This window comes from Pantoea agglomerans NBRC 102470, assembly GCF_001598475.1.
GTDB lineage: Bacteria > Pseudomonadota > Gammaproteobacteria > Enterobacterales > Enterobacteriaceae > Pantoea > Pantoea agglomerans.
In genome coordinates this window covers 181571-206802 of record NZ_BCZA01000002.1, presented here as the reverse complement: position 1 = coordinate 206802, position 25232 = coordinate 181571, and the positions used below count along the sequence as shown (strand labels likewise).

At 54.8% G+C, this 25232-nt stretch carries 26 protein-coding genes; 16 read left to right on the top strand and 10 right to left on the bottom strand.

Translation table 11 applies throughout. From position 1 onward, the window contains the following. The first annotated feature begins 134 nt into the window (after nucleotides 1-134). From PAG01S_RS04560 to ruvB, 4 genes are all read left to right on the top strand, one after another. Entirely contained in the window at nucleotides 135-878 is a 744-nt protein-coding gene (locus tag PAG01S_RS04560; RefSeq protein ID WP_062757836.1) for a YebC/PmpR family DNA-binding transcriptional regulator, read from the top strand. A 37-nt stretch (nucleotides 879-915) separates the two neighbouring features. Beyond that, nucleotides 916-1443 (top strand): crossover junction endodeoxyribonuclease RuvC, encoded by a 528-nt coding sequence (gene ruvC / locus PAG01S_RS04555; RefSeq protein ID WP_003849205.1) that lies wholly within the window; start codon nucleotides 916-918, stop codon nucleotides 1441-1443. 96 nt (nucleotides 1444-1539) lie between these two features. Beyond that, complete coding sequence (ruvA, locus tag PAG01S_RS04550; protein ID WP_010670803.1) at nucleotides 1540-2154, top strand: Holliday junction branch migration protein RuvA; 615 nt, start codon at nucleotides 1540-1542, stop codon at nucleotides 2152-2154. An 8-nt stretch (nucleotides 2155-2162) separates the two neighbouring features. Then, nucleotides 2163-3167 carry a Holliday junction branch migration DNA helicase RuvB gene (gene ruvB, locus PAG01S_RS04545; protein WP_010258640.1) on the top strand — a complete coding sequence of 335 codons (1005 nt, stop codon included), beginning with the start codon at nucleotides 2163-2165 and terminating at the stop codon, nucleotides 3165-3167. Here ruvB and znuB read toward each other — a convergent pair whose 3' ends face one another. Both znuB and znuC read right to left on the bottom strand, forming a co-directional pair. Further along, nucleotides 3168-3953, bottom strand: a complete 786-nt coding sequence (gene znuB, locus PAG01S_RS04540; protein ID WP_010258643.1) for a zinc ABC transporter permease subunit ZnuB — start codon at nucleotides 3951-3953, stop codon at nucleotides 3168-3170. Continuing rightward, nucleotides 3950-4705, bottom strand: a complete 756-nt coding sequence (gene znuC, locus PAG01S_RS04535) for a zinc ABC transporter ATP-binding protein ZnuC (RefSeq protein WP_022625516.1) — start codon at nucleotides 4703-4705, stop codon at nucleotides 3950-3952. The genes znuB and znuC overlap by 4 nt, the downstream gene beginning before the upstream one ends. A 77-nt stretch (nucleotides 4706-4782) precedes the next feature. Here znuC and znuA point away from each other — a divergent pair, with 77 nt between their 5' ends. The 3 genes from znuA to lpxM all read left to right on the top strand — a co-directional run bounded on the left by znuA (nucleotide 4783) and on the right by lpxM (nucleotide 8175). Further along, nucleotides 4783-5730 carry a zinc ABC transporter substrate-binding protein ZnuA gene (znuA, locus tag PAG01S_RS04530; protein ID WP_062757834.1) on the top strand — a complete coding sequence of 316 codons (948 nt, stop codon included), beginning with the start codon at nucleotides 4783-4785 and terminating at the stop codon, nucleotides 5728-5730. A 13-nt stretch (nucleotides 5731-5743) separates the two neighbouring features. Further along, nucleotides 5744-7075, top strand: a complete 1332-nt coding sequence (mepM, locus tag PAG01S_RS04525) for a murein DD-endopeptidase MepM (protein ID WP_062757833.1) — start codon at nucleotides 5744-5746, stop codon at nucleotides 7073-7075. Between the two features lie 125 nt (nucleotides 7076-7200). Beyond that, nucleotides 7201-8175 carry a lauroyl-Kdo(2)-lipid IV(A) myristoyltransferase gene (lpxM, locus tag PAG01S_RS04520; protein ID WP_010670801.1) on the top strand — a complete coding sequence of 325 codons (975 nt, stop codon included), beginning with the start codon at nucleotides 7201-7203 and terminating at the stop codon, nucleotides 8173-8175. A 119-nt stretch (nucleotides 8176-8294) separates the two neighbouring features. Here the strand turns inward: lpxM and PAG01S_RS04515 are convergent, their stop codons facing one another. The 3 genes from PAG01S_RS04515 to PAG01S_RS04505 form a co-directional block, all read right to left on the bottom strand. Then, a complete protein-coding gene (locus PAG01S_RS04515) occupies nucleotides 8295-9527 on the bottom strand; it encodes an MFS transporter (protein WP_062757831.1) in 1233 nt (410 codons plus the stop codon). A gap of 84 nt (nucleotides 9528-9611) precedes the next feature. Next, nucleotides 9612-11054 carry a pyruvate kinase gene (pyk, locus tag PAG01S_RS04510; protein WP_010258665.1) on the bottom strand — a complete coding sequence of 481 codons (1443 nt, stop codon included), beginning with the start codon at nucleotides 11052-11054 and terminating at the stop codon, nucleotides 9612-9614. Nucleotides 11055-11161: 107 nt separating this feature from the next. After that, nucleotides 11162-12040, bottom strand: a complete 879-nt coding sequence (locus PAG01S_RS04505; protein WP_010258668.1) for a MurR/RpiR family transcriptional regulator — start codon at nucleotides 12038-12040, stop codon at nucleotides 11162-11164. A 364-nt stretch (nucleotides 12041-12404) separates the two neighbouring features. Between PAG01S_RS04505 and zwf the strand changes: the two genes are divergently transcribed. Beyond that, entirely contained in the window at nucleotides 12405-13880 is a 1476-nt protein-coding gene (gene zwf / locus PAG01S_RS04500) for a glucose-6-phosphate dehydrogenase (RefSeq protein ID WP_010258671.1), read from the top strand. Nucleotides 13881-14094: 214 nt separating this feature from the next. Next, nucleotides 14095-14733 (top strand): bifunctional 4-hydroxy-2-oxoglutarate aldolase/2-dehydro-3-deoxy-phosphogluconate aldolase, encoded by a 639-nt coding sequence (locus PAG01S_RS04495; RefSeq protein ID WP_010258674.1) that lies wholly within the window; start codon nucleotides 14095-14097, stop codon nucleotides 14731-14733. A 34-nt stretch (nucleotides 14734-14767) separates the two neighbouring features. Here the strand turns inward: PAG01S_RS04495 and purT are convergent, their stop codons facing one another. Then, nucleotides 14768-15946, bottom strand: coding sequence for a formate-dependent phosphoribosylglycinamide formyltransferase (purT, locus tag PAG01S_RS04490; protein ID WP_062757829.1), 1179 nt, complete (start codon nucleotides 15944-15946; stop codon nucleotides 14768-14770). A 166-nt stretch (nucleotides 15947-16112) separates the two neighbouring features. Between purT and PAG01S_RS04485 the strand changes: the two genes are divergently transcribed. After that, nucleotides 16113-16769, top strand: coding sequence for a tellurite resistance TerB family protein (locus PAG01S_RS04485; RefSeq protein WP_010258682.1), 657 nt, complete (start codon nucleotides 16113-16115; stop codon nucleotides 16767-16769). A gap of 126 nt (nucleotides 16770-16895) precedes the next feature. Continuing rightward, the gene (locus PAG01S_RS04480) at nucleotides 16896-18959 is read left to right on the top strand and encodes a prolyl oligopeptidase family serine peptidase (protein WP_062757827.1); all 2064 of its coding nucleotides are present in this window, start codon (nucleotides 16896-16898) and stop codon (nucleotides 18957-18959) included. Here PAG01S_RS04480 and exoX read toward each other — a convergent pair. Both exoX and PAG01S_RS04470 read right to left on the bottom strand, forming a co-directional pair. Continuing rightward, complete coding sequence (gene exoX / locus PAG01S_RS04475) at nucleotides 18953-19624, bottom strand: exodeoxyribonuclease X (RefSeq protein WP_088234231.1); 672 nt, start codon at nucleotides 19622-19624, stop codon at nucleotides 18953-18955. The genes PAG01S_RS04480 and exoX overlap by 7 nt on opposite strands. Beyond that, nucleotides 19621-19854: a DNA polymerase III subunit theta gene (locus PAG01S_RS04470; RefSeq protein WP_010258692.1), complete on the bottom strand. Its 234-nt coding sequence runs from the start codon at nucleotides 19852-19854 to the stop codon at nucleotides 19621-19623. The genes exoX and PAG01S_RS04470 overlap by 4 nt, the downstream gene beginning before the upstream one ends. A gap of 151 nt (nucleotides 19855-20005) precedes the next feature. Here PAG01S_RS04470 and copC point away from each other — a divergent pair, with 151 nt between their 5' ends. The 5 genes from copC to PAG01S_RS04445 all read left to right on the top strand — a co-directional run bounded on the left by copC (nucleotide 20006) and on the right by PAG01S_RS04445 (nucleotide 23340). Next, complete coding sequence (gene copC, locus PAG01S_RS04465; protein WP_022625524.1) at nucleotides 20006-20383, top strand: copper homeostasis periplasmic binding protein CopC; 378 nt, start codon at nucleotides 20006-20008, stop codon at nucleotides 20381-20383. Nucleotides 20384-20388: 5 nt separating this feature from the next. Further along, a complete protein-coding gene (copD, locus tag PAG01S_RS04460) occupies nucleotides 20389-21264 on the top strand; it encodes a copper homeostasis membrane protein CopD (protein ID WP_081114140.1) in 876 nt (291 codons plus the stop codon). Between the two features lie 28 nt (nucleotides 21265-21292). Beyond that, nucleotides 21293-21640, top strand: a complete 348-nt coding sequence (locus PAG01S_RS04455) for a YebY family protein (RefSeq protein ID WP_010258700.1) — start codon at nucleotides 21293-21295, stop codon at nucleotides 21638-21640. Nucleotides 21641-22215: 575 nt separating this feature from the next. Then, on the top strand, nucleotides 22216-22878 hold the full coding sequence (locus tag PAG01S_RS04450) for a hypothetical protein (RefSeq protein WP_230873594.1): 663 nt from the start codon (nucleotides 22216-22218) through the stop codon (nucleotides 22876-22878). A 21-nt stretch (nucleotides 22879-22899) separates the two neighbouring features. Next, nucleotides 22900-23340 carry a WapI family immunity protein gene (locus PAG01S_RS04445; protein ID WP_062757825.1) on the top strand — a complete coding sequence of 147 codons (441 nt, stop codon included), beginning with the start codon at nucleotides 22900-22902 and terminating at the stop codon, nucleotides 23338-23340. A gap of 308 nt (nucleotides 23341-23648) precedes the next feature. Here the strand turns inward: PAG01S_RS04445 and PAG01S_RS04440 are convergent, their stop codons facing one another. Beyond that, entirely contained in the window at nucleotides 23649-23948 is a 300-nt protein-coding gene (locus PAG01S_RS04440; RefSeq protein WP_062757823.1) for a DUF1493 family protein, read from the bottom strand. Then, a complete protein-coding gene (locus PAG01S_RS04435; RefSeq protein WP_062757821.1) occupies nucleotides 23942-24400 on the bottom strand; it encodes an STM2901 family protein in 459 nt (152 codons plus the stop codon). The genes PAG01S_RS04440 and PAG01S_RS04435 overlap by 7 nt, the downstream gene beginning before the upstream one ends. Nucleotides 24401-25232 lie beyond the last annotated feature (832 nt).

The following is a 25232-nucleotide window of genomic DNA, read 5'->3' as shown; positions in this document are numbered from 1 at the left end:
CTTGTACGTGAGGATGCTTCGCGACGCTCGCCCTCGGGGCATTCAGGTTGTCAGTCACCTGTATGCGTACGGACGGTAAACAGGCTCGCAAGCAGGATAGCCTGCACCCTGTAAAAGATCGGAGAAAATTTAAAATGGCAGGACACAGTAAGTGGGCAAATACCAAACACCGTAAGGCGGCGCAGGATGCCAAGCGCGGCAAAATCTTCACCAAAATCATTCGTGAACTGGTGACAGCGGCCAAGCTGGGCGGCGGCGATCCGGGCTCAAACCCGCGTCTGCGTGCAGCAATGGATAAAGCGCTGGCGAACAATATGACGCGTGACACCATGGATCGCGCTATTGCGCGCGGTGTAGGCGGCGATGACAATGCCAACATGGAAACCATCATCTATGAAGGCTACGGTCCTGGCGGCTCGGCCATCATGATTGAATGCCTGAGTGACAACCGTAACCGTACCGTGGGCGAAGTGCGTCACGCCTTCACCAAAACCGGCGGGAATCTCGGCACCGACGGCTCCGTGGCTTACCTGTTCAACAAAAAAGGCGTGATCTCCTATGCGCCGGGTCAGGATGAAGATGCGGTGATGGAAGCGGATCTGGAAGCAGGCGCAGAAGATGTGGTCAGCTATGACGACGGCGCGATTGATGTCTTCACCGCATGGGAAGAGATGGGTACGGTGCGTGATGCACTGGAAGCACTCGGCCTGAAAGCGGACACTGCAGAAGTGGCGATGATCCCGACCACCAAAGCCGAAATGGATGCGGAAACTGCACCTAAACTGCTGCGTCTGATCGACATGCTGGAAGATTGCGACGATGTGCAGGAGGTCTATCACAACGGTGAAATCTCCGACGAGGTAGCGGAAACGCTGTAATGGCGTCTACCGTAATCACTTTAACCAAAGAGGCGTAATGTCGATTATCCTGGGTATTGATCCCGGCTCACGCATCACCGGTTATGGTGTTATTCGTCAGACTGGCCGCCAGCTCACTTATCTGGGCAGCGGCTGTATCCGCACTAATACCACCGAGTTGCCCGCCCGACTGAAGCTGATTTATGCGGGCGTCTGTGAAATCATTACGCAGTTTTCACCCGACTTCTTCGCCATTGAACAGGTGTTCATGGCGAAGAATGCAGACTCCGCACTGAAGCTGGGCCAGGCGCGCGGTGCCGCGATTGTTGCCGCAGTAAACCACGATCTGCCGGTGTTTGAGTATGCCGCCCGTCAGGTAAAACAGACCGTGGTTGGCATCGGCAGCGCCGAGAAAAGTCAGGTGCAGCACATGGTGCGAACCCTGCTGAAGCTGCCGGCGAACCCGCAGGCGGATGCCGCCGATGCGCTGGCGATTGCCATTACGCACTGTCATGTGGCTCAGAATGCGGCTCGCATGAGTGACAGCAAGCTGGTGCTGACGCGCGGACGGTTACGCTCAGGTTAGCCGTCATCGCTCAGGTTTCACTCTCAGGCTGGATATTCATCCAGCCTTTTTTATGTTATAAAATCCGCCACATTCGTTAGTTAAGGAAGCGTTCAGGTGATAGGTCGTTTACGGGGCAATATTCTGGAAAAGCAGCCGCCACTGGTACTGCTTGAGGCACACGGCGTCGGCTATGAAATTTATATGCCCATGACCTGTTTTTATGAGTTGCCTGAACTTCAGCACGAAGCGGTGATTTTTACCCACTTCGTGGTGCGTGAAGATGCGCAGCTGCTGTTTGGTTTTAACAGCAAGCAGGAGCGCGCGTTGTTTCGCGAACTGATTAAAGTGAATGGCGTCGGACCCAAGCTGGCGCTGGCGATCCTCTCCGGCATGTCGGCGCAGCAGTTTGTGACCGCTGTTGAGAAAGAGGAGATCGCGTCACTGGTGAAACTGCCAGGCGTGGGCAAAAAGACGGCTGAGCGTCTGGTGGTCGAAATGAAGGACCGCTTCAAAGGAATGCACGGCGACCTGTTTGGCGGCGATTCTGCCTTTACGCTGACCACGCCGAGCGCCGAGCCGGAAACCAATGATGCGGAAGCCGAAGCGGTTGCAGCGCTGGTATCACTGGGTTATAAACCGCAGGAAGCGAGCCGTATGATCAGTAAAGTCGGTCGACCGGATGCGGATTGCGAAACCCTGATCCGCGAAGCGCTACGCGCCGCCATTTGAGGTAAGTCATGATAGAAGCCGACCGCCTGATCTCCGCTGCCAGTATCAGCGAAGAAGAGGTTATTGACCGCGCTATTCGCCCGAAGATGCTGACCGAGTATGTCGGTCAGCCGCAGGTGCGTGAGCAGATGGAGATTTTCATCAAGGCAGCGCAACTGCGCGGCGATGCGCTCGATCATCTGCTGATCTTCGGTCCGCCGGGACTGGGTAAAACCACCCTGGCGAACATCGTGGCCAACGAGATGGGCGTTAATCTTCGCACTACTTCAGGTCCGGTGCTGGAAAAGGCGGGCGACCTGGCGGCGATGCTGACCAACCTTGAACCGCATGACGTCCTGTTTATCGATGAAATCCATCGTCTCTCACCGGTGGTGGAAGAGATACTCTACCCGGCGATGGAAGATTATCAGCTGGATATCATGATCGGCGAAGGCCCGGCTGCGCGCTCAATCAAGCTCGATCTGCCGCCGTTTACCCTGATTGGCGCCACCACGCGTGCTGGCTCGCTGACCTCGCCGCTGCGCGATCGTTTCGGCATTGTTCAGCGGCTTGAGTTCTACCAGGTTAAAGATTTGCAGCACATCGTAGGCCGCAGCGCCGCCTGTCTGGGTCTGGCGCTGAGTGACGAAGGGGCGTTAGAGATCGCCCGTCGCGCCCGCGGCACACCGCGTATCGCCAACCGCCTGCTGCGCCGCGTTCGTGACTTCGCCGAAGTGCGGGCTAACGGTGATCTGAGCGGTGAAGTCTCCTGCAGCGCGCTGGATATGCTTAACGTAGATAGCGAAGGGTTCGATTATATGGACCGTAAACTGCTGCTGGCGATCATCGACAAATTTATGGGTGGGCCGGTGGGGCTGGATAACCTGGCTGCGGCCATTGGTGAAGAGCGCGAAACCATCGAAGATGTGATTGAACCCTTCCTGATTCAGCAGGGCTTCATTCAGCGCACACCGCGTGGCCGGATGGCCACGCAGCACGCTTATCGTCACTTCGGCATCACGCGCGAAGAGTAACTAGACTGCTGGTTTCCGGACCATACTGAAAATAAACAGGATGGCGGCGCAGAGCACCACTGACGGCCCGGCAGGCGTGTCGTAGAAGGCGGAGAAGGTCAGGCCGCCGGTGACGGCAATCACCCCGATGACCACGGCGACGGCCGCCATGCCTTCCGGTGAACGCACAAAGCGACGAGCAGTCGCAGCGGGGATAATCAGCAGTGAGGTGATAATCAGCGCACCCACGAACTTCATTGCCACTCCGATAGTCAGTGCCGTGACCAGCATCAGGATCAGACGGGTACGCTGGATATTGACGCCGTCCACCTGGGCCAGTTCCGGGCTGATGGTCATCGACAGCAGCGACCGCCACTGCCACGCCATCACCAGCAGCACGATCACCACGCCGCCACCCATCATCCAGAGATCGTCTGGCGTCACCGCCAGCAGATCGCCAAACAGATAAGCCATCAGATCGACGCGAACGTTCTTCATCAGGCTGACCACCACCAGGCCCAGCGACAGCGCGCTGTGCGCCATAATCCCCAGCAGGGTATCGATAGCCAGATGTGGACGACGCTCCAGCCAGACCAGTCCCAGCGCCAGGCAGACCGTGACCAGAATCACCGCGTAGTAAGGATTCACGTTAAACAGCAGGCCAAATGCCACGCCAAGCAGAGAGGCATGCGCCAGGGTATCGCCGAAATAGGACATCTTGCGCCAGACAACAAACGATCCCAGCGGACCGGCAGCCAGCGCTAACATCACACCGCCTATCCAGCCCGGTAATAACAACTCAATCATGATGGACCCTGTCCTTTGCGTAAAACGATACGTCCCTGAAGGTCGTGACGGTGATTATGATGATGACGATAAATCGCCAGCTCCTCCGCGCCGCGCGGACCAAACATGGCGATAAATTCCGGATGCTGAGATACCGCTTCCGGGGTGCCGGAACAACAGATGTGATGGTTAAGGCACAGCACTTCATCGGTTTTGGCCATCACCAGATGCAGATCGTGTGAGACCATCAGTACGCCGCAGTTCAGTTCAACGCGTAACTGATTGATAAGGTCATAGAGTGACACCTGACCATTCACATCCACACCCTGCGTAGGCTCATCGAGGACCAGCAACTGAGGCTGATTCAGCAGGGCACGCGCCAGCAGCACACGCTGGGTTTCACCACCGGAGAGCTTTTGCAGCGGGGCGTTGAGCAGGTGACCCGCCTGCACGCGTTTCAGTGCCGGCAGGATCTCGGCGTTTTTGCTGCCACGGGTCAGACGCATAAAGCGTTCAACCGTCACTGGCAGGGTCGGGTCGATGTGCAGCTTCTGTGGCACATAGCCAATACGGAGACCGGGATCACGCTTAACGCTACCGGTGGTGGGAGCGAGCAGTCCCAGCACCACACGCACCAGCGTTGATTTTCCGGCACCGTTAGGACCCAGCAGGGTGAGGATGCGGCCAGGCTGCAGTGCCAGGCTGACACCGGATAACACATTGCGCTGGTTAAACTTTATCGAAACATTATCGAGTGTGACAAGTGAGGTCATAGTATTTACAGGTTGCACAGAATTTCGAATGTTATAATATCACATTCCACCTCATGGTCACGATGGAATGACGCAATATGTTACATAATAAAAAGGGCGCAATTTTCGCCTTAACTGCTTTCTCCGTTACAGCTTCGTTAACCCTTCCAGCTCAGGCGAATGTCGTGGCTTCACTCAAACCGGTAGGGTTTATCGCTGCGGCCATTGCCGATGGTGTCACACCGGTTGACGTTCTGCTACCGGACGGTGCCTCTGAGCACGATTATTCCCTGCGGCCCTCAGATGCAAAACGCTTAAAAAACGCGGACTTAGTCGTATGGGTCGGGCCTGAAATGGAAGCCTTTATGGCGAAGTCTGCGGCTGAACTTCCGGCCCAAAAAAACCTCGCGATGGTGAACATCGACGGGGTGAAACCGTTATTGATTAGCGGTGATGAAGATGAAGATGAACACACAGCGGAAAAATCCGAAGAACAGGACGCCGATGCTCACCACCATCATCACGGCGAGTTTAATATGCACCTGTGGTTGTCGCCAGAGATTGCGCGCAAGACCGCGGTTGCAATCCATGGAAAATTATTGGAACTTATGCCGCAAGATAAAGCCAAACTTGACGCCAACCTCCAGCAGTTTGAGGTAGCTTTGGCGGACACGGACAAACGCGTTAGCGCACAACTCGCTCCGGTCAGAAATAAAGGATATTTCGTTTTTCACGACGCTTACACGTACTTTGAAAAACAATACGGTCTCTCGCCCACCGGGCACTTTACCGTCAATCCTGAAATTCAACCGGGCGCTCAGCGTTTACATCAGATACGAACACAGTTGGTTGAGCAAAAGGCGGTCTGCGTCTTTGCTGAGCCACAATTCAGGCCAGCAGTCATCGATGCTGTCGCCCGCGGAACGCAGGTGCGTAAAGGCACGCTCGATCCCCTGGGAACAGACATCAGCTTAGCCAAAGACAGCTATGTGAAATTCCTCTCACAACTGTCGAGCCAGTATGAAAGCTGCCTGAATGGAGCATGAGGAATAGGTAAAAGTGCAGCAGATAGCCCGCTCTGTCGCCCTCGCATTTAATAATTTGCCGCGCCCCCACCGCGTAATGCTGGGTTCTTTAACTGTAGTCACTCTGGCCGTCGCTGTCTGGCGGCCTTACGTTTATCATCCTTCGGATGATGTGACGCCCATCGTCAAAAACATCGAACTGGATAAGAACACGTTCCGCACGCTGTTGCCGGAAGCCAGTGAGCCTATCGATCAGAGCACACCAGAACCGGACGAAGAATTGCCTGCGGACGATGTCGACACCGACGCGCCGGATACGGCAGGGGTTCACGACTACACCGTTTCATCCGGCGATACCCTGAGCAGTGCCCTGAACCAGTATGGCATCGACATCAGTGACATTAATGCGCTGGTGATGAGCGACCGCGATCTGCGTAATCTGCAGGTTGGTCAGCAGCTGAGCTGGACGCTGGATGATGATGGCGGCCTGAAAACCCTGAGCTGGGAAATTTCCCGCCGTGAAACCCGCACCTATGAGCGCACCCCTAAAGGTGGCTTTAAGATGGATGCGGAGATGCAGAAGGGTGAATGGCGCAACAGCGTGATGCAGGGCGAAGTGCGCGGCAGTTTTGCCGCCAGCGCCCAGCGTGCCGGACTGAGCAGTGCCGAAGCCAGCGCCGTGATCAAAGCGCTGCAGTGGCAGATGGACTTCCGTAAGCTGCGTGCGGGTGACCAGTTCAGCGTACTGATGTCACGCGAAATGCTGGATGGCAAGAGTGCGCAGAGTCAGTTGCTGGGTGTGCGCCTGCGTAGCGGGGGTAAAGACTATTACGCTTTCCGCGCCGAAGATGGCAAGTTCTACGATCGCAGCGGCTCCGGTCTGGCGCGCGGCTTTATGCGCTTCCCGACGGTTAAGCAGTATCGTGTCTCCTCTAACTTTAATCCGCGTCGTCTCAACCCGGTTACCGGCCGCATAGCGCCTCATAAAGGCGTCGACTTTGCGCTGCCGATCGGTACGCCGGTGCTGGCAGTGGGTGATGGTGAAATAGTGGTGGCGAAGAACGGCGGTGCCGCGGGTAACTATGTCGCGATTCGTCATGGCCGTCAGTATATGACGCGCTATATGCACATGAAGAAAGTGCTGGTGAAGCCAGGTCAGAAAGTGAAGCGTGGCGACCGTATTGGACTGTCAGGCAACACCGGACGTTCCACCGGGCCGCATCTGCATTTTGAAATCTGGATCAATAATCAGGCGGTCAACCCCTTAACGGCGAAACTGCCGCGCATGGAAGGCCTGACGGGCAAAGATCGCAGCGATTACATGGCACAGGTTAAATCCTGGCTGCCTCAGCTGGGTCTGAAGTAAGCGAATTTCGTCAAATCGCGCAAAAACCGACGGGTTCCCCGTCGGTTTTTTGCTATCTGGCGCAGGATGATTGCAAATTTTCAGGTCGTCACTATCATTAGCCGGTCATTGCTTGAGGCGAGTGCATGGAAACCCGTAAAAAAAATAACACTGAATTTATTCCCGTTTTTGAACGTTCTTTTCTCAAACCTAAATACTGGGGCAGCTGGCTGGCAATTGGTGCGTTGGCGGGTCTGGCGTATTTACCGCCGAAAGTGCGCGATCCGCTGCTGGGTCGGTTAGGCAAATTCGCCGGTAAGCTGGCAAAGGGCGCACGTCGCCGTGCGCTGATTAACCTCTATTACTGTCTGCCGGAACTCAGCGAGGCGCAGCGTGCAACGCTGGTCGATGAGATGTTTGCGACGGCACCGCAGGCGATGGCAATGATGACCGAGCTGGTGCTGCGCGATCCGGCACGTATCCGTGAACGTGTAGAGTGGCATGGTCGTGACATTATCGACCAGATGAAAGCGGACCAGCAAAATGTGATTTTCCTGGTGCCACACGGCTGGGCGGTGGATATTCCTGCCATGCTGCTGGCGTCAGAAGGGCAAAAGATGGCGGCAATGTTCCATAACCAGAGCGATCCGCTGATGGACTATGCGTGGAACACCGCACGCCGCGGTTATGGCGGACGGCTTCATGCCCGCAACGACGGAATCAAACCCTTTATCAGTTCGATCCGTCAGGGCTACTGGGGCTACTACCTGCCCGATCAGGATCATGGCCCGGAGCACAGCGAGTTCGTCGATTTCTTTGCCACCTATAAAGCGACGCTGCCTGCGGTAGGGCGACTGATGAAAGTGTGCCGCGCGCGCGTGGTGCCGCTGTTTCCGGTTTATAACAGCGAAACGCACAAGCTTGAGATTTATGTGCGTCCGCCGATGGACGATCTGCTGGAAGCTGACGATCACCAGCTGGCTCGCCGGATGAATGAAGAAGTGGAAGTGTTTGTCCGCCCGCATCCCGAGCAGTACACCTGGATCCTCAAGCTGCTGAAGACCCGCAAAGAGGGTGACATCGAGCCCTATTCGCGCAAAGATCTCTATCCGCGCAAATAGCAAAAAGGCCGCGAAAGCGGCCTTTTCTTATCTCCTAATCACTGGCTACAGGTGTGTGCTCCCTTGCTTTGAGCTTCTGAGCTGCCTGCTCAGGACACACCTGTGGCTGGGCTGCCTGTTTATAACGCCTCCAGCCTGCTGCGACGTTTACGCTCGCGCATAAACAGGATCACCAGACCAAACCAGAGCACGCCGCTGATAAAATTGACCAGGCAGAACCACAGCGTGCCGCCGCTGAAGTAGCCGCTTTTCGCCAGCTCAATTCCCACCGCCAGCGTCATAATACTGATCATTCCCAGCATCGCAGCCACACTGCCTTTGCCTTCGTTGCTGGCGTAGAGCGTCAGGCGATACAGTCCGGCATTGACCATGCCAGCGCCAAAGGCGTAGAGGCTCAGGCCAGCGGTTATCAGCAGATAACCGTGGCTGTTCATCAGGCTCGCCACCAGCGCCATGCTCAGACCAATCAGAATCGGCCAGGCGGCGAACTTCACCGGCTGCTCAATCGGCACGCGTCCCGCCAGCTTACTCAGCGTCAGGTTACCGGCGATCATCGCCAGAAATACCGGCAGTTGCAACAGGGCGTACTGCATGCGTGACAGACCTTCGTCGTGCATCAGGATCACCGGCGAAAGAGCAACCCAGGTGAGGATCGGGATAAACACCAGCCCGATAGCGAAGGAACCAAACATCACCAGCCGGTCTTTCATCAGCCGGCCATAGTTGCGTGCCAGATTGGGCAGGGCGATGGAGTGACTGCGGTCACCTGCGGTTTCGGGCATCACACGCCACAGCACCACAAAGGCGACCAGGCTGCAGGCGGCAAACAGCCAGAACATGCTGCGCCAGCTGCCAATGGTGAGCCAGGCTGCACCGGCAAGCGGACCCGCCAGCGGAGCCAGCAGCGCCACGTTGGCCATCAGCGCCATCATGCGCACCGCCAGCGCCTCATCAAAAGCTTCCTGAATTGCGGCATAGCCGACCGCGCCGATAAAGCAGAGGCTGATGCCCTGAATAAAGCGCAGGCTGACAAATTCCTCAATCGAGCTGACCCAGTGCATCAGCATGCAGGCGACGGCAAAAAACAGGATGCCGAAGAGCATCACCGGTCGCCGGCCAAACTTATCAGAGAGAGGACCCAGCAGCCATTGCAGCACCACGCCGCCAATCAGGTAGGCGGTCAGGGAGGTAGAGACCCATTCAGGGCCGACGGAAAATTCACTGGTGACGATCAGCATGCCAGGCTGGATCATGTCATGAGCAATATAGGTGGCAAACTCGAACAGCACTAACGCCAGAGGAAAGAGTAAAATTCGGCCGGTAAGCTGGCTGATGGGGTGGAAACGGGCCATCTGGCCTCCTTGTCAGAAAAGAAAACGCGACTGCCAGGCAGTCGCGTCGTTTATTCTACACCGACAATGTAAACCCGGGCTCAATTAATCCACGCGCAGCACACGTGTGGTATTGGTGGTGCCGGTGGCGCCCATCACATCGCCCTGCGTCACAATGACCAGATCGCCAGAGACCAGGAAGCCTTTGTCGCGCAGCAGGTTAACCGCATCGTGTGCAGCAGCCACACCGTCGTTATTGCTGTCGAAGAACACTGGCGTCACGCCGCGATAGAGCGCGGTGAGATTCAGTGTACGTTCATGGCGTGACATAGCAAAAATCGGCAGGCCCGAGGTGATACGTGAGGTCATCAGCGGGGTACGGCCCGACTCGGTCATGGTGATGATCGCGGTGACGCCCTGCAGGTGGTTCGCGGCGTACATGGATGACATAGCAATCGCTTCTTCGACATTGTCGAACTGCACGTCCAGACGATGCTTGGAGACGTTGACGCTCGGGATCTTCTCTGCGCCCAGGCAGACCTTCGCCATCGCTGAGACAGTTTCAGCCGGATACTGACCCGCTGCGGTTTCCGCAGAGAGCATCACGGCATCGGTGCCATCCAGCACGGCATTCGCCACGTCCATCACTTCTGCGCGGGTCGGCATCGGGTTAGTGATCATCGACTCCATCATCTGCGTCGCGGTAATGATGGTGCGGTTAAGCTGGCGGGCACGACGAATCAATGCTTTCTGGATGCCGACCAGTTCCGGATCGCCAATCTCAACGCCCAGATCGCCACGCGCCACCATCACCACATCAGAGGCCAGAATGATGTCATCCATCGCTTCCTGGCTGGCGACCGCTTCAGCACGTTCCACTTTTGCGACCAGTTTGGCGTCACAACCCGCTTCGCGTGCCAGACGACGTGCCAGATTCATATCTTCACCACAGCGTGGGAAAGAGACGGCCAGATAGTCGACGCGTATTTTGGCGGCGGTGATGATATCCGCTTTATCTTTTTCGGTCAGCGCTTCAGCTGAGAGTCCGCCGCCCAGTTTGTTAATGCCTTTGTTGTTAGACAGCGGGCCACCCACGGTGACTTCGGTGAACACCTTCATGTCCTGAACTTCCAGCACTTTCAGCTGCACGCGACCATCATCCAGCAGCAGGATATCGCCCGGCACCACATCTGCCGGCAGGCCTTTGTAGTCGATCCCGACGCGCTCTTTATCGCCTTCGCCTTTACCCAGATTGGCATCCAGCAGGAAGCGGTCGCCGATATTCAGGAAAACTTTGCCTTCTTTGAAGGTTGAAACACGAATTTTTGGACCCTGGAGGTCACCGAGGATGGCCACGTGGCGACCCAGTTTTGCGGCAATCTCGCGCACTTTATCGGCACGTAGCTGGTGATCTTCTGGCGTGCCGTGAGAGAAGTTGAGTCGTACAACGTTCGCGCCGGCAGCGATGATTTTTTCTAAATTATTGTCACGATCGGTGGCCGGGCCGAGGGTTGTAACGATTTTGGTTCTTCTGAGACGTCTTGACATCGAGGACTCCGTAAACATTGAAGCGTGCCCTGGTCTGTGGACACAGCATGGTTATCTATTCTATATGATCGACGGGTTGTGATACGACTCACATTGTAAATGTGATGTTAATTTTTTTGCTGATCATCCTTTTCCCGAATGGTGTGCTTTTCGTAACGCGACGCTTTCAACGCCTCTTTCACGCGTTTCAGGTTTTCCCGGAAGGGCGCACCCCGTTCCAGGGTGAAACCGGTCGCCAACACATCGATCACGGTCAACTGCGCCAGGCGCGATACCATCGGCAAATAGATATCCGTATCTTCCGGTACATCAAGCACTAAAGCTATCGCTGCTTCATGGGCAAGGGGAGAATCGGCAGAGGTGATGGCTATAACGGTGGAACCGTTTACACGGGCCAGGCGAGCCAGTTCTACCATATTTTTTGTGCGTCCAGTATGCGAAATGAGAACAAAAACGTCACCGGCTCGACTATTTATGCAACTCATGCGCTGGATCACAATATCGTCTGACCAGATGACCGGCAGATTAAAGCGCAGAAATTTGGTAAAGGCGTCATGCGCCACCACAGCGGAAGCCCCCAGCCCGAAAAAGGCAAGTTTGTCAGCCTGAGTAAGCAGGGTGACGGCCTGCTGTAGTTGGGCGCTATCCAGCTGATCCCGTACCCGCTGCAGCCCTGCCAGCGCCGAGTCAAAGATTTTGTGGCTGTAGTTCTCCACACTGTCATCGTCCTCCACGCCCCGGCTGACCCAGTTGCTGCTTTTCACCAGGCTCTGCGCCAGTTGCAGCTTAAAGTCGGGAAAGCCGCGCGCGCCCAGTCGATGACAGAAGCGATTTACCGTGGGTTCGCTGACGCACGCTTCGCGCGCCAGGGTCGCAATGCTGGAGTGCATCGCCGCCTGAGGCGCAGCCAGAATCTGCCGGGCGACTTTCTGTTCCGCATTGCTGAGCGCGGCAAACTGCGCCTCAATTTTTTCCAGCATATTCATAAGCCGATGACCATAATCACTTTTACCAATTTCAATTATCCCTGTCGTCAGAGTCGATTAACAGAGACTATATCGTGTCAGCACCTGCCAGGCGCAACGGCGGACAAGTCGATTGCCCTTTTTTTTGGGATACTTTGACCGGTGCCTGATTTTCCTGACACCAACAGACACAGAAAAAACCGGCAATCCGCACGTGTCATCACACGCGCTTAGTACATCCGGTACAGAGTTAATGCGGTTAACCCGGCGAGTCGGTTTACCTGGCGCGGGGAAAAAAGTACATTGTGCTCAAAGAAAATAATAACCTGGACCCGGTGGCAGAGGATGCATCACCACCGGACTATCCTGCAACGAGGAGAGGAAAATGGCGGTAACACAAACAGCCCAGGCATGCGATCTGGTGATTTTCGGTGCCAAAGGCGATCTTGCACGCCGTAAACTGTTGCCTTCACTGTACCAGTTAGAGAAAGCGGGGCAGATCCACGAGGAAACCCGCATTATTGGTGTCGGCCGTGCCGAGTGGGATAAAGCGGAATACACCAAAGTGGTACGTGAAGCGCTGGAAACCTTCATGAAGGAGAAGATTGACGAAGCGCTGTGGGACAAACTCAGCAATCGTCTCGACTTCTGCAACCTCGATGTCAACGACACCACGCACTTCCCGAAACTGGGCAAGATGCTGGACCAGAAAAATCGCACCACCATCAACTACTTCGCCATGCCACCCAGCACCTTTGGCGCCATCTGCCAGGGTCTGGGCACCGCGAAGCTGAATGCTAAACCGGCGCGCGTAGTGATGGAAAAGCCGCTGGGCACCTCACTGGAAACCTCACAGGAGATCAACGACAGCGTTGGTGAGTACTTTGATGAGAGCCAGGTGTTCCGTATTGACCACTATCTCGGCAAAGAGACGGTGCTTAACCTGCTGGCGCTGCGCTTTGCCAACTCTATCTTCGTGAATAACTGGGATAACCGCACCATCGACCACGTCCAGATTACCGTGGCCGAAGAAGTGGGTATCGAAGGCCGCTGGGGTTACTTCGATAAAGCGGGCCAGATGCGCGACATGATCCAGAACCACCTGCTGCAGATTCTGACCATGATCGCCATGTCGCCGCCGTCCGATCTCAGCGCCGACAGCATCCGTGACGAAAAAGTTAAAGTGCTGCGCTCGCTGCGCCGCATTGATCAGACCAACGTGCGTGAGAAAACCGTTCGCGGCCAGTACACCGCTGGCTTTGTGCAGGGCAAAAAAGTGCCGGGCTACCTGGAAGAAGAGGGTGCCAATAAGTCGAGCGCCACAGAGACCTTCGTGGCAATACGTGTCGATATCGACAACTGGCGCTGGGCGGGCGTGCCGTTCTACCTGCGCACCGGTAAGCGTTTGCCGACCAAGTGTTCAGAAGTCGTGGTCTACTTCAAAAACCCGGAAATGAACCTGTTTAAAGACTCCTACTCCGAGCTGCCGCAGAACAAGCTGACGATTCGTCTTCAGCCGGACGAAGGGGTGGATATCGAGATCCTGAACAAAGTGCCGGGCCTCGATCACAAACACAAACTGCAGACCACCAAGCTGGATCTGAGCTACTCCGAGACCTTTAACCAGTCGCACCTTGCCGATGCTTACGAGCGTCTGCTGCTGGAGAGCATGCGTGGTATCCAGGCGCTGTTTGTGCGCCGCGATGAAGTGGAAGCCGCATGGACCTATGTCGATTCCATTATCGACGCCTGGGCTGCGGATGGTGACTCTTCCAAGCCGTATCAGGCGGGCACCTGGGGCCCGGTGGCCTCAGTGGCGATGATTACCCGCGATGGCCGTTCGTGGAACGAGTTCGAATAACGGAAGTGATGATGAAGCCCGCAACGCGGGCTTTTTTTTCGCCCTTAAACCGGGCCAGTCAACACGAATAAAATTGAACTGCCGTTTCAAAATGGTCGCAGGATGATAGACGCTCAGGAAGCTGATCATGTATGGTAGTGACGCAATTTACAGGGCAGGAGCCGATGCTCCATGACCGGGTCGCAATCCCGGTGTTATCAAGCAAGGGGAACTGATGAAAAACTGGAAAACGAGTGCAGAACAGATTCTGACCACCGGACCTGTGGTGCCGGTCATCGTTGTGAACAAACTGGAACACGCCGTGCCGATGGCAAAAGCGCTGGTGGCAGGCGGTGTCAGAGTGCTGGAAGTGACGCTGCGCACGCCAGTGGCGATGGATGCCTTACGTGCGATGATCAAAGAAGTGCCGGATGCGATCGTTGGTGCGGGAACGGTGATTAATCCGCAGCAGTTACAGGAAGTGACCGATGCCGGTGCGCAGTTTGTGATCAGTCCTGGCGTCACCGAGTCGCTGCTGAAAGCGGCGGTTGAAGGGCCGGTGCCATTGATTCCCGGCATCAGCACCGTTTCTGAGCTAATGACCGGTATGGACTACGGTCTGCGCGAGTTCAAGTTTTTCCCGGCAGAAGCGAACGGCGGCGTTAAAGCGCTGCAGGCGATTGGCGGACCCTTCCCGCAGGTGCGATTCTGCCCGACCGGCGGCATCTCTCCGGCGAACTACCGTGACTATCTGGCGCTGAAAAGCGTGCTGTGCATCGGCGGCTCCTGGCTGGTGCCCAACGACGCGCTGGAAGCGGGCGACTGGGATCGCATCACCCGCCTGGCACGCGAAGCTGTCGAAGGCGCGAAGTAAGTTATGGCGGTGAGCGTCTGCTCACCGCACACGTTTACCCCTGAACCGTGACTGCTGCTGCGCTGGCAACGGCACGCGCAATCGCCTGATCGGTGCTGTCACCGCTGGCGAGCGCCACGCCCAGACGACGCTGACCGCTGATTTCCGGCTTGCCGAACAGACGCAGTTGCAGACCGGCACCCAGCGCCGCTTCGACATTCACAAACTGCACATTCTGGCTGGTGAGTTGCGGCAGAATAACGGCGGACGCTGACGGACCATACTGGCGAATCGCGCCAATCGGCAGACTGAGAAACGCCCGCACGTGCAGCGCAAACTCTGACAGATCCTGCGAAATCAGCGTCACCATGCCGGTGTCGTGAGGACGCGGCGAAACTTCGCTGAATATCACCTCATCACCGCAGACAAACAGCTCAACGCCAAACAAACCATAGCCTCCCAGCGCCTTAACCACCTGCGCGGCAACCTCCTGCGCCCGCTGCAGCGCCACATCACTCATCTGCTGCGGCTGCCAGGATTCACGGTAATCGCCATCCTCCTGACGGTGACCAATCGGCGCACAGAAATGAATGCCATCGACTGCGCTGATGGTGAGCAGGGTGATCTCGAAATCGAAGTCGACAACGCCTTCGACGATGACGCGTCCGGCACCGGCGCGGCCCCCCTGTTGCGCATAGTCCCAGGCGTTATCGAGCTGGCTGGCATCGCGGATAAAGCTCTGACCTTTGCCGGATGAACTCATTACCGGCTTCACAATGCAGGGAAAGCCGATTTCGGTAGCCGCTTCATCAAAGCGCGCCTTGCTGTCGGCAAAGCGATAGCGGGAGGTCGGCAGAGAGAGCTCTTCAGCCGCCAGCCGCCGAATGCCTTCGCGGTTCATGGTCAGCCGCGCGGCACGGGCAGTCGGCACCACGCGCTGGCCTTGCTGCTCCAGCTCAACCAGGGTCTCCGTGGCGATGGCTTCGATTTCCGGTACGACAAAATCAGGCTTCTCTTCAGCGATTAGCGCAGCCAGTGCCGCGCCATCCAGCATGTTAATCACATGGCTGCGATGGGCGACGTGCATCGCCGGGGCATCGGCGTAACGATCAACCGCGATGACTTCCACACCCAGACGCTGACACTCCAGCGCCACCTCTTTACCCAGTTCACCTGAACCCAATAGCATCACACGCGTTGCTGCCGGACGCAGCGCTGTTCCGAGAGTCGTCATACATTCACCTAAGCAGTCAAAATTCGCGCGCAAGTATAAACGAAAACGTTTGCGTTCTCATCTTTCGTCCATCTGACACGACCTTTTGCCTTACTTTTCCCGCTCTGACGTTTCCTGACATCCTTTTCGTCAGGATAGCGGACTGACATCTTAAAAGGAGTGGATGATGAATAACTGGTTGCAACAAATTCAGTCGGTACTGACGAAGAAGGGCGGTGAGGGCAAATCGGGTGGCGGCTTAAGCGACATGCTGGCGCCGGGTGCGCTGGGCGGCCTGGCCGGTATGCTGATTGCCAGTAAATCGTCGCGCAAACTGCTGACTAAATATGGCGGCAAGGCGCTGATTATCGGTGGCGGTGCGGCTGCGGGCGCGGTGCTATGGAACAAATACAAGCAGCGGGTCAGCGAAGCACACCAGAATGAACCTGACTTTGGCGTGGCGCAAACGCCGGTTAACCTGCGGGCCGAACGTCTGGTGACGGCGCTGGTGTTTGCCGCCAAAAGCGACGGGCACATTGACGATCAGGAACGGGCAGCGATTGAGCAGAATATTCATCAGTCTGGCTATGGTCAGGAAGCGGAACAGCTGATCCAGAAAGCGATGAACCGCCCGCTGGATCCGCAGTGGCTGGCCGCCGATGTGAAAAACGAGGAGGAGGCGCTGGAGCTCTACTTCCTGAGCTGTGCCGCTATCGACGTTGATCACTTCATGGAGCGCAGCTATCTCTCCGCGCTGGGCGACGCGCTGAAAATCCCCCAGGATGTCCGCGACGGCATCCAGCAGGATCTTGAGGCTGAGAAAGCCCGTTTACCCGCCAGTTAATCCCTCTGATATTCCGCTGGCGGGTCACAGGATGTGATCCGCCAGCGACTGCTTCTCAACCTATACCTGGCTTCCCGCTGCTGAAGTGTTACGCTTACAGATCATTACGTTCACGGAGACGGATGGATGAAAGCACCCATCGCAAAAAAAATACCCCACGAGATGACGCTGCACGGCGAGACGCGCGTTGACGACTACTACTGGCTGCGCGACGACAAGCGCGAAAACAGCGAGGTCCTTGATTACCTGCGTGCCGAAAACAACTACGGCAAAAAAATCATGTCGTCACAACAGCCACTGCAGGACCGGGTATTAAAAGAGATTATCGATCGGCTGCCGCCTGAAGATCACTCAGTGCCCTATGTGAAAAATGGCTACCGTTATCAGAGCCGTTACAAGAGCGGTAACGAATACCCGGCCTATTACCGCCAGCCCGCCGCGAGCGATGAGTCTGGCGAGTGGAGCCTGCTGCTGGATGCCAACCAGCGCGCCTCGCACAGTGATTTTTATACCATGGGCGCGCTGCATATCAGTCCGGATAACCGGGTCATGGCGCTGGCTGAAGATTTCCTGTCTCGCCGGCAATATGGCATCCGCTTCCGTAACCTGAAGAGTGGCAGCTGGTACCCTGAAGTGCTGAGCAACGCCTCTTCCAGCTTCGCGTGGGGTAATGATTCGCGCACCCTCTACTATGTGCGAAAACACCCGCAGACGCTGCTTTCTTATCAGGTGTGGCGACACGAACTGGGTACGCCGCAGTTCGACGATCAGCTGGTCTATGAAGAGCAGGATGACACATATCATCTCAGCGTACATAAGACCACCTCCAAGCAGTTCATCATGATTGCGCTCTACAGCACCAACACCAGCGAAATTCAGCTGATTGATGCGAACTTCCCCGACGCGCAGCCGCATGTGTTTCTGCCGCGCCGCCGCGATCATGAGTACAGCATCGACCACTACGATCATCAGTTCTTCATTCGATCCAACCGGGAAGGCGAGAACTTCGGGCTTTACCGCAGCCGCTATCTGGACGAGTCACGCTGGGAAACCCTGATCCCGGCACGTGAACAGGTAGTGATGGAAGATTTTCAGCTGTTTCGGGACTGGCTGGTGGTCGAGGAGCGCCAGCGCGGCCTAACCAGCCTGCGGCAGATCAACTGGGCCAGCGGTGAAACCAGCGGCATCGCCTTTGACGATCCGACCTATGTGACCTGGCTGGCCTACAATCCGACGCCGCGCACCAGCAAACTGCGCTACGGCTATTCGTCGATGACCACGCCGACCACGCTGTTTGAACTGGATATGGATACCGGCGAACGCCGCATCCTCAAGCAGAGCGCGGTGAAAGGCTTTAACGCGGAAGATTACAAAAGCGAGCACCACTGGATCAAAGTCAGCGATGGCACCGAAGTGCCGGTATCGCTGGTCTATCACCGCAAACACTATCAGCCCGGTCAGAATCCGATGCTGGTGTATGGCTACGGTGCCTACGGCAGCAGTATGGATGCCGATTTCAGCGTCAGCCGCCTGAGCCTGCTGGATCGCGGATTTGTCTATGCGCTGATACAGGTGCGCGGCGGCGGTGAGCTGGGGCAGCAATGGTATGACGGCGGTCGCCTGCTGAACAAAATGAACAGCTTCACCGATTTTATCGATGTCACTAACGCGCTGGTGGCGCGTGGCATCGGACACCCGGAACGACTCTATGCCATGGGTGGCAGCGCGGGTGGCTTACTCATGGGCGGGGTGATTAACCTGGCACCGCAGCGGTTCCACGGCGTGGTTGCCCAGGTGCCGTTTGTGGATGTGGTCACCACGATGCTGGATGAGTCGATTCCGCTGACCACCGGCGAGTATGACGAGTGGGGCAACCCCAACGATCCGGAGTACTATCGCTATATCCGCCAGTACAGCCCTTATGACAACATCGAGGCGAAAGCCTATCCCCACCTGCTGGTCACCACCGGCCTGCATGATTCGCAGGTGCAGTACTGGGAACCAGCCAAGTGGGTGGCGAAGCTGAGATCGATGAAAACCGACAATAACCTGCTGCTGCTCTGCACCGACATGGATGCGGGTCACGGCGGCAAGTCGGGGCGCTACAAAGCCTATGAAGGGATCGCGATGGAATACACCTTCCTGCTGGGACTGGCGCAGGGCACCTTACCGCCAGCCCAGGATTACTGAGATTCGGTCAGGTACTTACGCAGCGCCTGCCGCAATGGCGGGCGCAGATCGCTGACGTTATCCAGCATCCACTTCAGATAGCCCGGATCCTTGCGCGCAACCACCGCGATCGCCTGGCCGCGGTATTTGCCAAACGGCAGAACGTCGTCGCGCTGGGCCGCCGGTTGTGACCGCACAATCATCTCGGAGGCACTCCAGCCGGAGATCTCCATAATACGAATCAGCAGTGCTGCCGTAACATAGCAGTCATAGAGCGCGCGGTGTGCATGCAGGTCGGCGGGCGGCGTGACATCCAGCTTAAGCGAATGACGCAGTGCCTGGTTGCCATATTTAATACCTGGCCAGAGCTGACGCGCCAGCTGCATAGTGCAGATCCACTCTCCGTACATCTCCGGCAGCATCCGGCGATCAAAACTGGCGTTGTGCGCCACGTAAAAAGCACTGCCGTGATAGCGTGGGATCGCCTCTTCAATGGTCGGCTTACCGGCGACCATCGCGTCGGTGATGCGATGCACGGCCATCGCCTGACGGCTGATAGGGCGGTCGGGCAGGGTGAGATCGCTCATCGGATTCACAATCTGACCGTTGACCACATCCACGGACGCCACTTCGACTACGCCACCCTGCAGACCGCAGGTTTCGGTATCAATAACGCGAAATATCATTGCTTCATCTTCGGTTCATAAGGAAGGCGCGACAGGCTGAGCGACGCCTGGCGGTAGTGCATCAGACGCTGACGAAACCAGTCACGCAGCGCTTCGGGCTGCTCCTGCGCCACCATTTCGGCGACAATCGGCATGTTATAGCGCTCTTTAAACGCCACACCCGCTGCCGCCAAATCGACATTAATCTTGTCTTTCTCTTCCTGGGACAGCAGGGCAAGGTTATGGCTCATAATATTCTCCTGACGATAGCGGGCAAAAGTAATGTTTTCGGCGGTCTGAATCAAGGATAAAGGATCGCATCGCTGGCCTCGACAGTGCAAATACAGCAGCGTATCCTTTTGCCACGTTTATCGCCCTGGCGGCGGTTAAAAGGATGATCTTATGCATAAAAAACTGATTTCCCGCATGGTTATTGCGCTGGCGGCAGCCGGACTGATGACATTCAGTTCGCTGGCAGCGGCGCATGCGCATCTCCAGTCTTCTATCCCGGCGGCCAAAGCGCAGGTAATGACATCCACCGATGCGCTGACGCTGAACTTCAGTGAAGATATTGAAGCGGCATTCAGCGGCGTCACGCTGCTGGATAGTGCACAGAAGCCCGTCGCCACCGCTAAAGCCCGCGTTGAATCTGGCCAGAAAAACCGGCTGATTGTGGGCCTGTCTCAGCCGCTGCAAGCGGGCAGCTATCAGGTTAACTGGCATGTGCTGTCGGTGGATGGACATAAAACCGCAGGAAGCTATCGCTTTAGCGTGAAGTAACGCCGGTGGCCACCCTCTGGATCCTGTTGCGCGCGCTGCATTTTGCCGCCGTGATGCTGCTGACCGGCAGCGCCTGTTACAGTGCGCTGCTGGCACCCGGACGCTATCGACCACTACTGGCGCTAAGATTAAACCCGCTGGTGAAAGGGAGCGCCTGGCTGGCGCTGCTGAGTGCGCTGGCGATGCTGGCCTGCCAGAATGTATTGATGAGCGGCGACAGCGCCAATCTGGCTGATGTCGATATCTGGCTGGCGGTGATTGGCACGCACTTCGGTGGCGTGTGGCTGTGGGAAATCCTGTTTAGCCTGCTGGCCGTTGCCGGTTTGTTTCTGACCGGACGGCTGCGTCATCAGTTGTTACTGCTGGCGGGCGTGCTGCAACTGGCCTGCATGGCTCTGATTGGTCATGCCGCGATGCGCGATGGCTGGCCGGGATTGTTTCAGCAGCTCAATCATGCACTGCATCTGATTGCCGCGGCGTTCTGGACGGGCGGATTATTGCCTCTGTTGCTGTTGATGCGGGAGGCGCGCCAGATCGATCGCCGCACCGACGCTATCCGCACCATGATGCGCTTTTCGCGCTATGGCCATCTGGCGGTGGCGTTAACGCTGCTGAGTGGCCTGATAAACAGCGTGATGATCGCGGGCTGGCCGCTGACGTGGCACGATTCACGCTACATTGTATTGTTGCTGTGTAAAGTGCTGCTGGTTGCCCTGATGGTGCTGGTAGCGCTGATTAACCGATACTGGCTGGTACCGCGATTCCGCCTGGCGGGCAGCGGGACGCAGCAAAAATTTATTCGCATGACGCAGCTTGAACTGCTGCTGGCGTGCGGAGTGGTTGGGCTGGTCAGCGTATTTGCCACGCTGTCGCCAGCCTGAATGTGGTTTAAGAGAGAAAAGGGTAGTTATGTTGCTGAAGAAAGTGATCCCCGCAATCCTGTTGTTATCCGTATGCGGCCAGGCGCTGGCGGCACAAATCATTACCGTCAGCCGCTTTGAGATCGGTAAAGAGAAGTGGCCGTTTAACCGTGAAGAGGTGATGCTGACCTGTGAGAAAGATGGTGCGATGTTTGCCATCAACCCGAGCACGCTGATGACATACCCCCTGAACGATATCGCCGACACACTGTTCAAAAACAAACAGGTGAAAGCGCAGCCGATCAGCGTGATTCAGGTTGAAGATAAAGCGCATCCGGGCCAGATGATGAGTCTGCAGCCGATTGTTGAGCGCACCCAGGCGCTGTGCGGTAAATAAACCTGTCGGGTGCAGCACCGCGCTGCGCCCAACCCCTCTTTTTTGCCGTTGCGATCACAAACTGATCCGGTTTATGGTCCTGCGCCTCCCGTTTGCTGGCAATTCCACCGCGCTGTTCTAATGTTAAATGGCAAGGCGACATCGCCTTCATAAATGCCAACTTTTAGCGCACGGCTCCTTGAGAGCCATTTCCCTGGACCGAATATAGGAATCGTATTCGGTCTTTTTTTGTCAGATGCCGCCCATCAGTTAATGATTTTCAATCAATAACTTAGTCTTTTTCCGTTGTGTTCTTCTCCACTCTTCTGCAAGACGCCATTCCATTATGTCATTGCCCTTTTTCCTATTCATATAAGTTACAATCCTGCTTTATTACCTCTCTATGAAAGGGACACCGTGGCGATAATCTGCCAGCTGTTTTACTCATGGTTGAAGCCCTGCCAGGAGCATCAGGTATAGGCTGTGCAGCCCGTGCGAGAGAAGTTTGCTGAGTGAACGGCGTTGCAGTACTCGGTAATGACCGCTCTACTATCCTGTGGCACTCTATAAAGTCACATGAAAATGAGGGAACGATAATGAATGCAGGGAATGCAATCACAGAACCTGGCAGATATTACACATTTCAGTCACCACTTTCGGGCAACGTATTTTTTGAATTGAGACCACGTGTGCTGCCACGAAACGCACAGCCGGTGCTGGATGAGTCCAGCGGCATGTGCATTGGTTATTCTGTGGCTCAGGCTCCCGGTCTGTGGCAGATATACGATGTGCAGGGGCATTTTGTTCGACTTGAAGAGGCACCTCTCGAAACGCCACTGATTGATCCTACAGACATAGCGCTTCTTGCGTTTGGTGTATTTCGAATTTTCCGCGCTGGCCGCGCATTATTGGAGGCTGGTACACGAGCTGCTATAAGTGCCAGACTCAGCCAGGCAACAATAATGTTCCTGCGTGCCAGGTTAAAAACGGGTTTATCGGCGTGTAACCTGAAAATGACCGAAACAGCGGCGAGGCACATGTATGAGCCGGGTCGCTATGTTCCGTTACATATTCAGGAAAGAGCTATCCGCTATGGCAGACGCATGGCCGATCCTCGCAACGGAGAGGGTATGTATCGTTATGAAACGGAAATGTATAAATTACACCGTAAGAAAAATATCACTGAGTATAAGAAGTACACTCTTGAGGTTGTGGTAAGGGTATCAGATTGGACGATAACTCATTTTAAGTATTTTTGATTAACCGACAGGAACGTACATATGTTTGATATCAGAGATGAAGAATTCGTTTTTGCGGTGTCGCCTTTTGAACGGGTTGTCGATAACGAAGCCGATCCGGTTAACCATCACTGGGATTGGATACAGTCCTGGATCGAATTCTCGGTAATCGGTCTGAAGGTGGCGTTTAAGACTAAGTTCACTGTTGGAGAGTTGAAAATGTTGAAGAAAGAATTTTCAGCTTTTCATCAGGCGATAATTGCTCAGAAAAAGTTAAAGTCGTTTAAATATCAGAGCGATATTCATCAGCTTGATATGATACTGACAAATGAAAATACTATTGATAGCGTAACTATTGATTTTATCCTCCGACCGGAACCCCATGCCGACAGCGTTCAGGTTAAAGGCAGCTTTGGCCTTGATGAAAGCTATTTCCCCGACATTCTGAAGAGGCTGGATGAAATGATTCAATGGCAGAATTAAACATTTAGCCATTGAAAAGTTTTAACTGAAAGTTCAGAGTGATATTTGTCCGGCACCAACTGTTGTAGCGGTGACATTCCTCTTAATCGTTTAAAAATCCTTCTACGCTCGGCGTGAGTAGGGGGCTTAGAGAAATTGATAGCAGCTTCAGAGCCTGTTCGCTCCATACAGTTATCGACAGAACTCTGAGAGGACGCGCACGCGTCCTTAAATTCAAAACCCAAATCAACGGCACGTTTTCCACCCTTGTCCTCTGGAAGTTGCCGCAACAAACCGAAGATATAGACGCCTGCATTTGCGGGCGTTAATTATTTACCCAACCAGCGTCCGGCCTGTGCAGACTCAATTAACAGACGAATAGTCAGCGGGTCGTGCGGTGCGTTGAAATCTTCCGGGAAATATTCGGCAAACGTGATAGTGCCGGGATTAATGCCAAATGTTTCAGCATACCGCTCTAGCAATTCATACGCGTCAAGAGGATCCATGCGAAAGTCATTGTTCAGATCCGTATCCAGCTCAAGCTTATAACGTCTTAACGTAAATAAACTTCTGCCGTTATAATCTTCAACCAGCGCAAATACAGCTTTCTCTATATCCTTACTTACCATATCTTGTCGTCCTTATGAGCAATAAGGTTATATTTTACCGTAGTTTTCCAGCCAATTTCTGCCACATCAGCGGCCATAATTACCCAGCCTAAAACCGGGATTGTACGACCGACGAACGTCCCCAGCTTGTGAGTCATTAACATCTTAATTTGAAGAGGATTTTTAGGGTTCTGTATCCACGTGGGTAATCTGAATGGAAGACGGTAATCCCGTAACAGCTTTCGAGAATAGACCGAAGCATAAGAGGTGCCTTTCCATGCTCCGTTTAGCTTACCGGATACGTCAACCGTATTTTGTCCCAAGTAAATCGCAACCAGAGCGATGATATCCTTTGTACCGCTGAAGTGCTCTGCAGTCACATCAATCATTATCCAGAAATAAAGCTCTCCTGCGGAAAGGTTAGTAAGCCCGCCATAGAAGTAAGTTCCGTTAAACTGCTCCGTTGTATCCATACCATTCCCTTAAATGGGTACTGTAATGGTCAAAACTGTATCACATCAATTCCGGTCACTGCCAGATACTGGCTGGCGCTATCTGATGCATTTTGCGACTCTCAAATCCATAGTTGTTGCTCCGCTGGTATCAAACGATCACGATGCCCACGCTCGGGTCGTTGAACGCTGCATGATCTATGCATCTTGTCCCTCTGCCCACAGTAGCTATCATCGCAATGGCGGATCACTTGATGCATGCTTTGAATGCAGTTTTACTAACGTTCATCTCATCATTGCTACTATGGCAGGATTTGCCAGCGAGAAGAAAAAGCAAAGAGTCTGTCAATATATAAAGGTCAACGCGCCTCATTACAGATATTTAGTTATTGCGAAACCAATAGGTTGATTTGTGAAAAAAGTAAATATAAGTTATGGGGTGCTCTATGGCTGCATTACAGGATGTTTACTTATGAAATCTTTAATTCATATAGGTTGTTGAAATTGAAGGTAAACATCAAAAAATATTGGGTGCAGGCTATGTCTAACAGCGAAGGGAAAATTGCTGATGCTTTATATGAGATTCTGAAAAAATGAAGCGTGCTATTTTATGGCTGATTCAGTCTTTTTTCTATTTATTACCTGCTGCAGTTATTGTGGCTGGCGTGTATATCTTCATCTGCTTTGTTCCGCAGTATGCAGCACTCCTTAGTTTTGCATGGGTTATCGTAGTTTCTTATGTGTATATTAAATTTAACCGATGGTATTGATAAAATCCTGACATATTAGTGAGCTTAAAATTTGAGTGGAAAAGCGAACGCAAAATAACCCTATTAGCTTAAGGTGCCCGGTC

Bases quoted from the DNA above. Each gene is read 5' to 3' on its own strand.
- PAG01S_RS04470 (WP_010258692.1), bottom strand. From the start codon at position 19,854: ATGAGCCATAACCTTGCCCTGCTGTCCCAGGAAGAGAAAGACAAGATT.
- purT (WP_062757829.1), bottom strand. From the start codon at position 15,946: ATGACGACTCTCGGAACAGCGCTGCGTCCGGCAGCAACGCGTGTGATG.
- exoX (WP_088234231.1), bottom strand. From the start codon at position 19,624: ATGATATTTCGCGTTATTGATACCGAAACCTGCGGTCTGCAGGGTGGC.
- PAG01S_RS04480 (WP_062757827.1), top strand. From the start codon at position 16,896: ATGAAAGCACCCATCGCAAAAAAAATACCCCACGAGATGACGCTGCAC.
- PAG01S_RS04495 (WP_010258674.1), top strand. From the start codon at position 14,095: ATGAAAAACTGGAAAACGAGTGCAGAACAGATTCTGACCACCGGACCT.
- copC (WP_022625524.1), top strand. From the start codon at position 20,006: ATGCATAAAAAACTGATTTCCCGCATGGTTATTGCGCTGGCGGCAGCC.
- PAG01S_RS04440 (WP_062757823.1), bottom strand. From the start codon at position 23,948: ATGGTAAGTAAGGATATAGAGAAAGCTGTATTTGCGCTGGTTGAAGAT.
- pyk (WP_010258665.1), bottom strand. From the start codon at position 11,054: ATGTCAAGACGTCTCAGAAGAACCAAAATCGTTACAACCCTCGGCCCG.
- PAG01S_RS04445 (WP_062757825.1), top strand. From the start codon at position 22,900: ATGTTTGATATCAGAGATGAAGAATTCGTTTTTGCGGTGTCGCCTTTT.
- znuA (WP_062757834.1), top strand. From the start codon at position 4,783: ATGTTACATAATAAAAAGGGCGCAATTTTCGCCTTAACTGCTTTCTCC.
- PAG01S_RS04505 (WP_010258668.1), bottom strand. From the start codon at position 12,040: ATGAATATGCTGGAAAAAATTGAGGCGCAGTTTGCCGCGCTCAGCAAT.
- PAG01S_RS04450 (WP_230873594.1), top strand. From the start codon at position 22,216: ATGAATGCAGGGAATGCAATCACAGAACCTGGCAGATATTACACATTT.
- ruvC (WP_003849205.1), top strand. From the start codon at position 916: ATGTCGATTATCCTGGGTATTGATCCCGGCTCACGCATCACCGGTTAT.
- ruvB (WP_010258640.1), top strand. From the start codon at position 2,163: ATGATAGAAGCCGACCGCCTGATCTCCGCTGCCAGTATCAGCGAAGAA.
- znuC (WP_022625516.1), bottom strand. From the start codon at position 4,705: ATGACCTCACTTGTCACACTCGATAATGTTTCGATAAAGTTTAACCAG.
- PAG01S_RS04455 (WP_010258700.1), top strand. From the start codon at position 21,293: ATGTTGCTGAAGAAAGTGATCCCCGCAATCCTGTTGTTATCCGTATGC.
- znuB (WP_010258643.1), bottom strand. From the start codon at position 3,953: ATGATTGAGTTGTTATTACCGGGCTGGATAGGCGGTGTGATGTTAGCG.
- PAG01S_RS04435 (WP_062757821.1), bottom strand. From the start codon at position 24,400: ATGGATACAACGGAGCAGTTTAACGGAACTTACTTCTATGGCGGGCTT.
- PAG01S_RS04560 (WP_062757836.1), top strand. From the start codon at position 135: ATGGCAGGACACAGTAAGTGGGCAAATACCAAACACCGTAAGGCGGCG.
- lpxM (WP_010670801.1), top strand. From the start codon at position 7,201: ATGGAAACCCGTAAAAAAAATAACACTGAATTTATTCCCGTTTTTGAA.
- PAG01S_RS04515 (WP_062757831.1), bottom strand. From the start codon at position 9,527: ATGGCCCGTTTCCACCCCATCAGCCAGCTTACCGGCCGAATTTTACTC.
- zwf (WP_010258671.1), top strand. From the start codon at position 12,405: ATGGCGGTAACACAAACAGCCCAGGCATGCGATCTGGTGATTTTCGGT.
- PAG01S_RS04485 (WP_010258682.1), top strand. From the start codon at position 16,113: ATGAATAACTGGTTGCAACAAATTCAGTCGGTACTGACGAAGAAGGGC.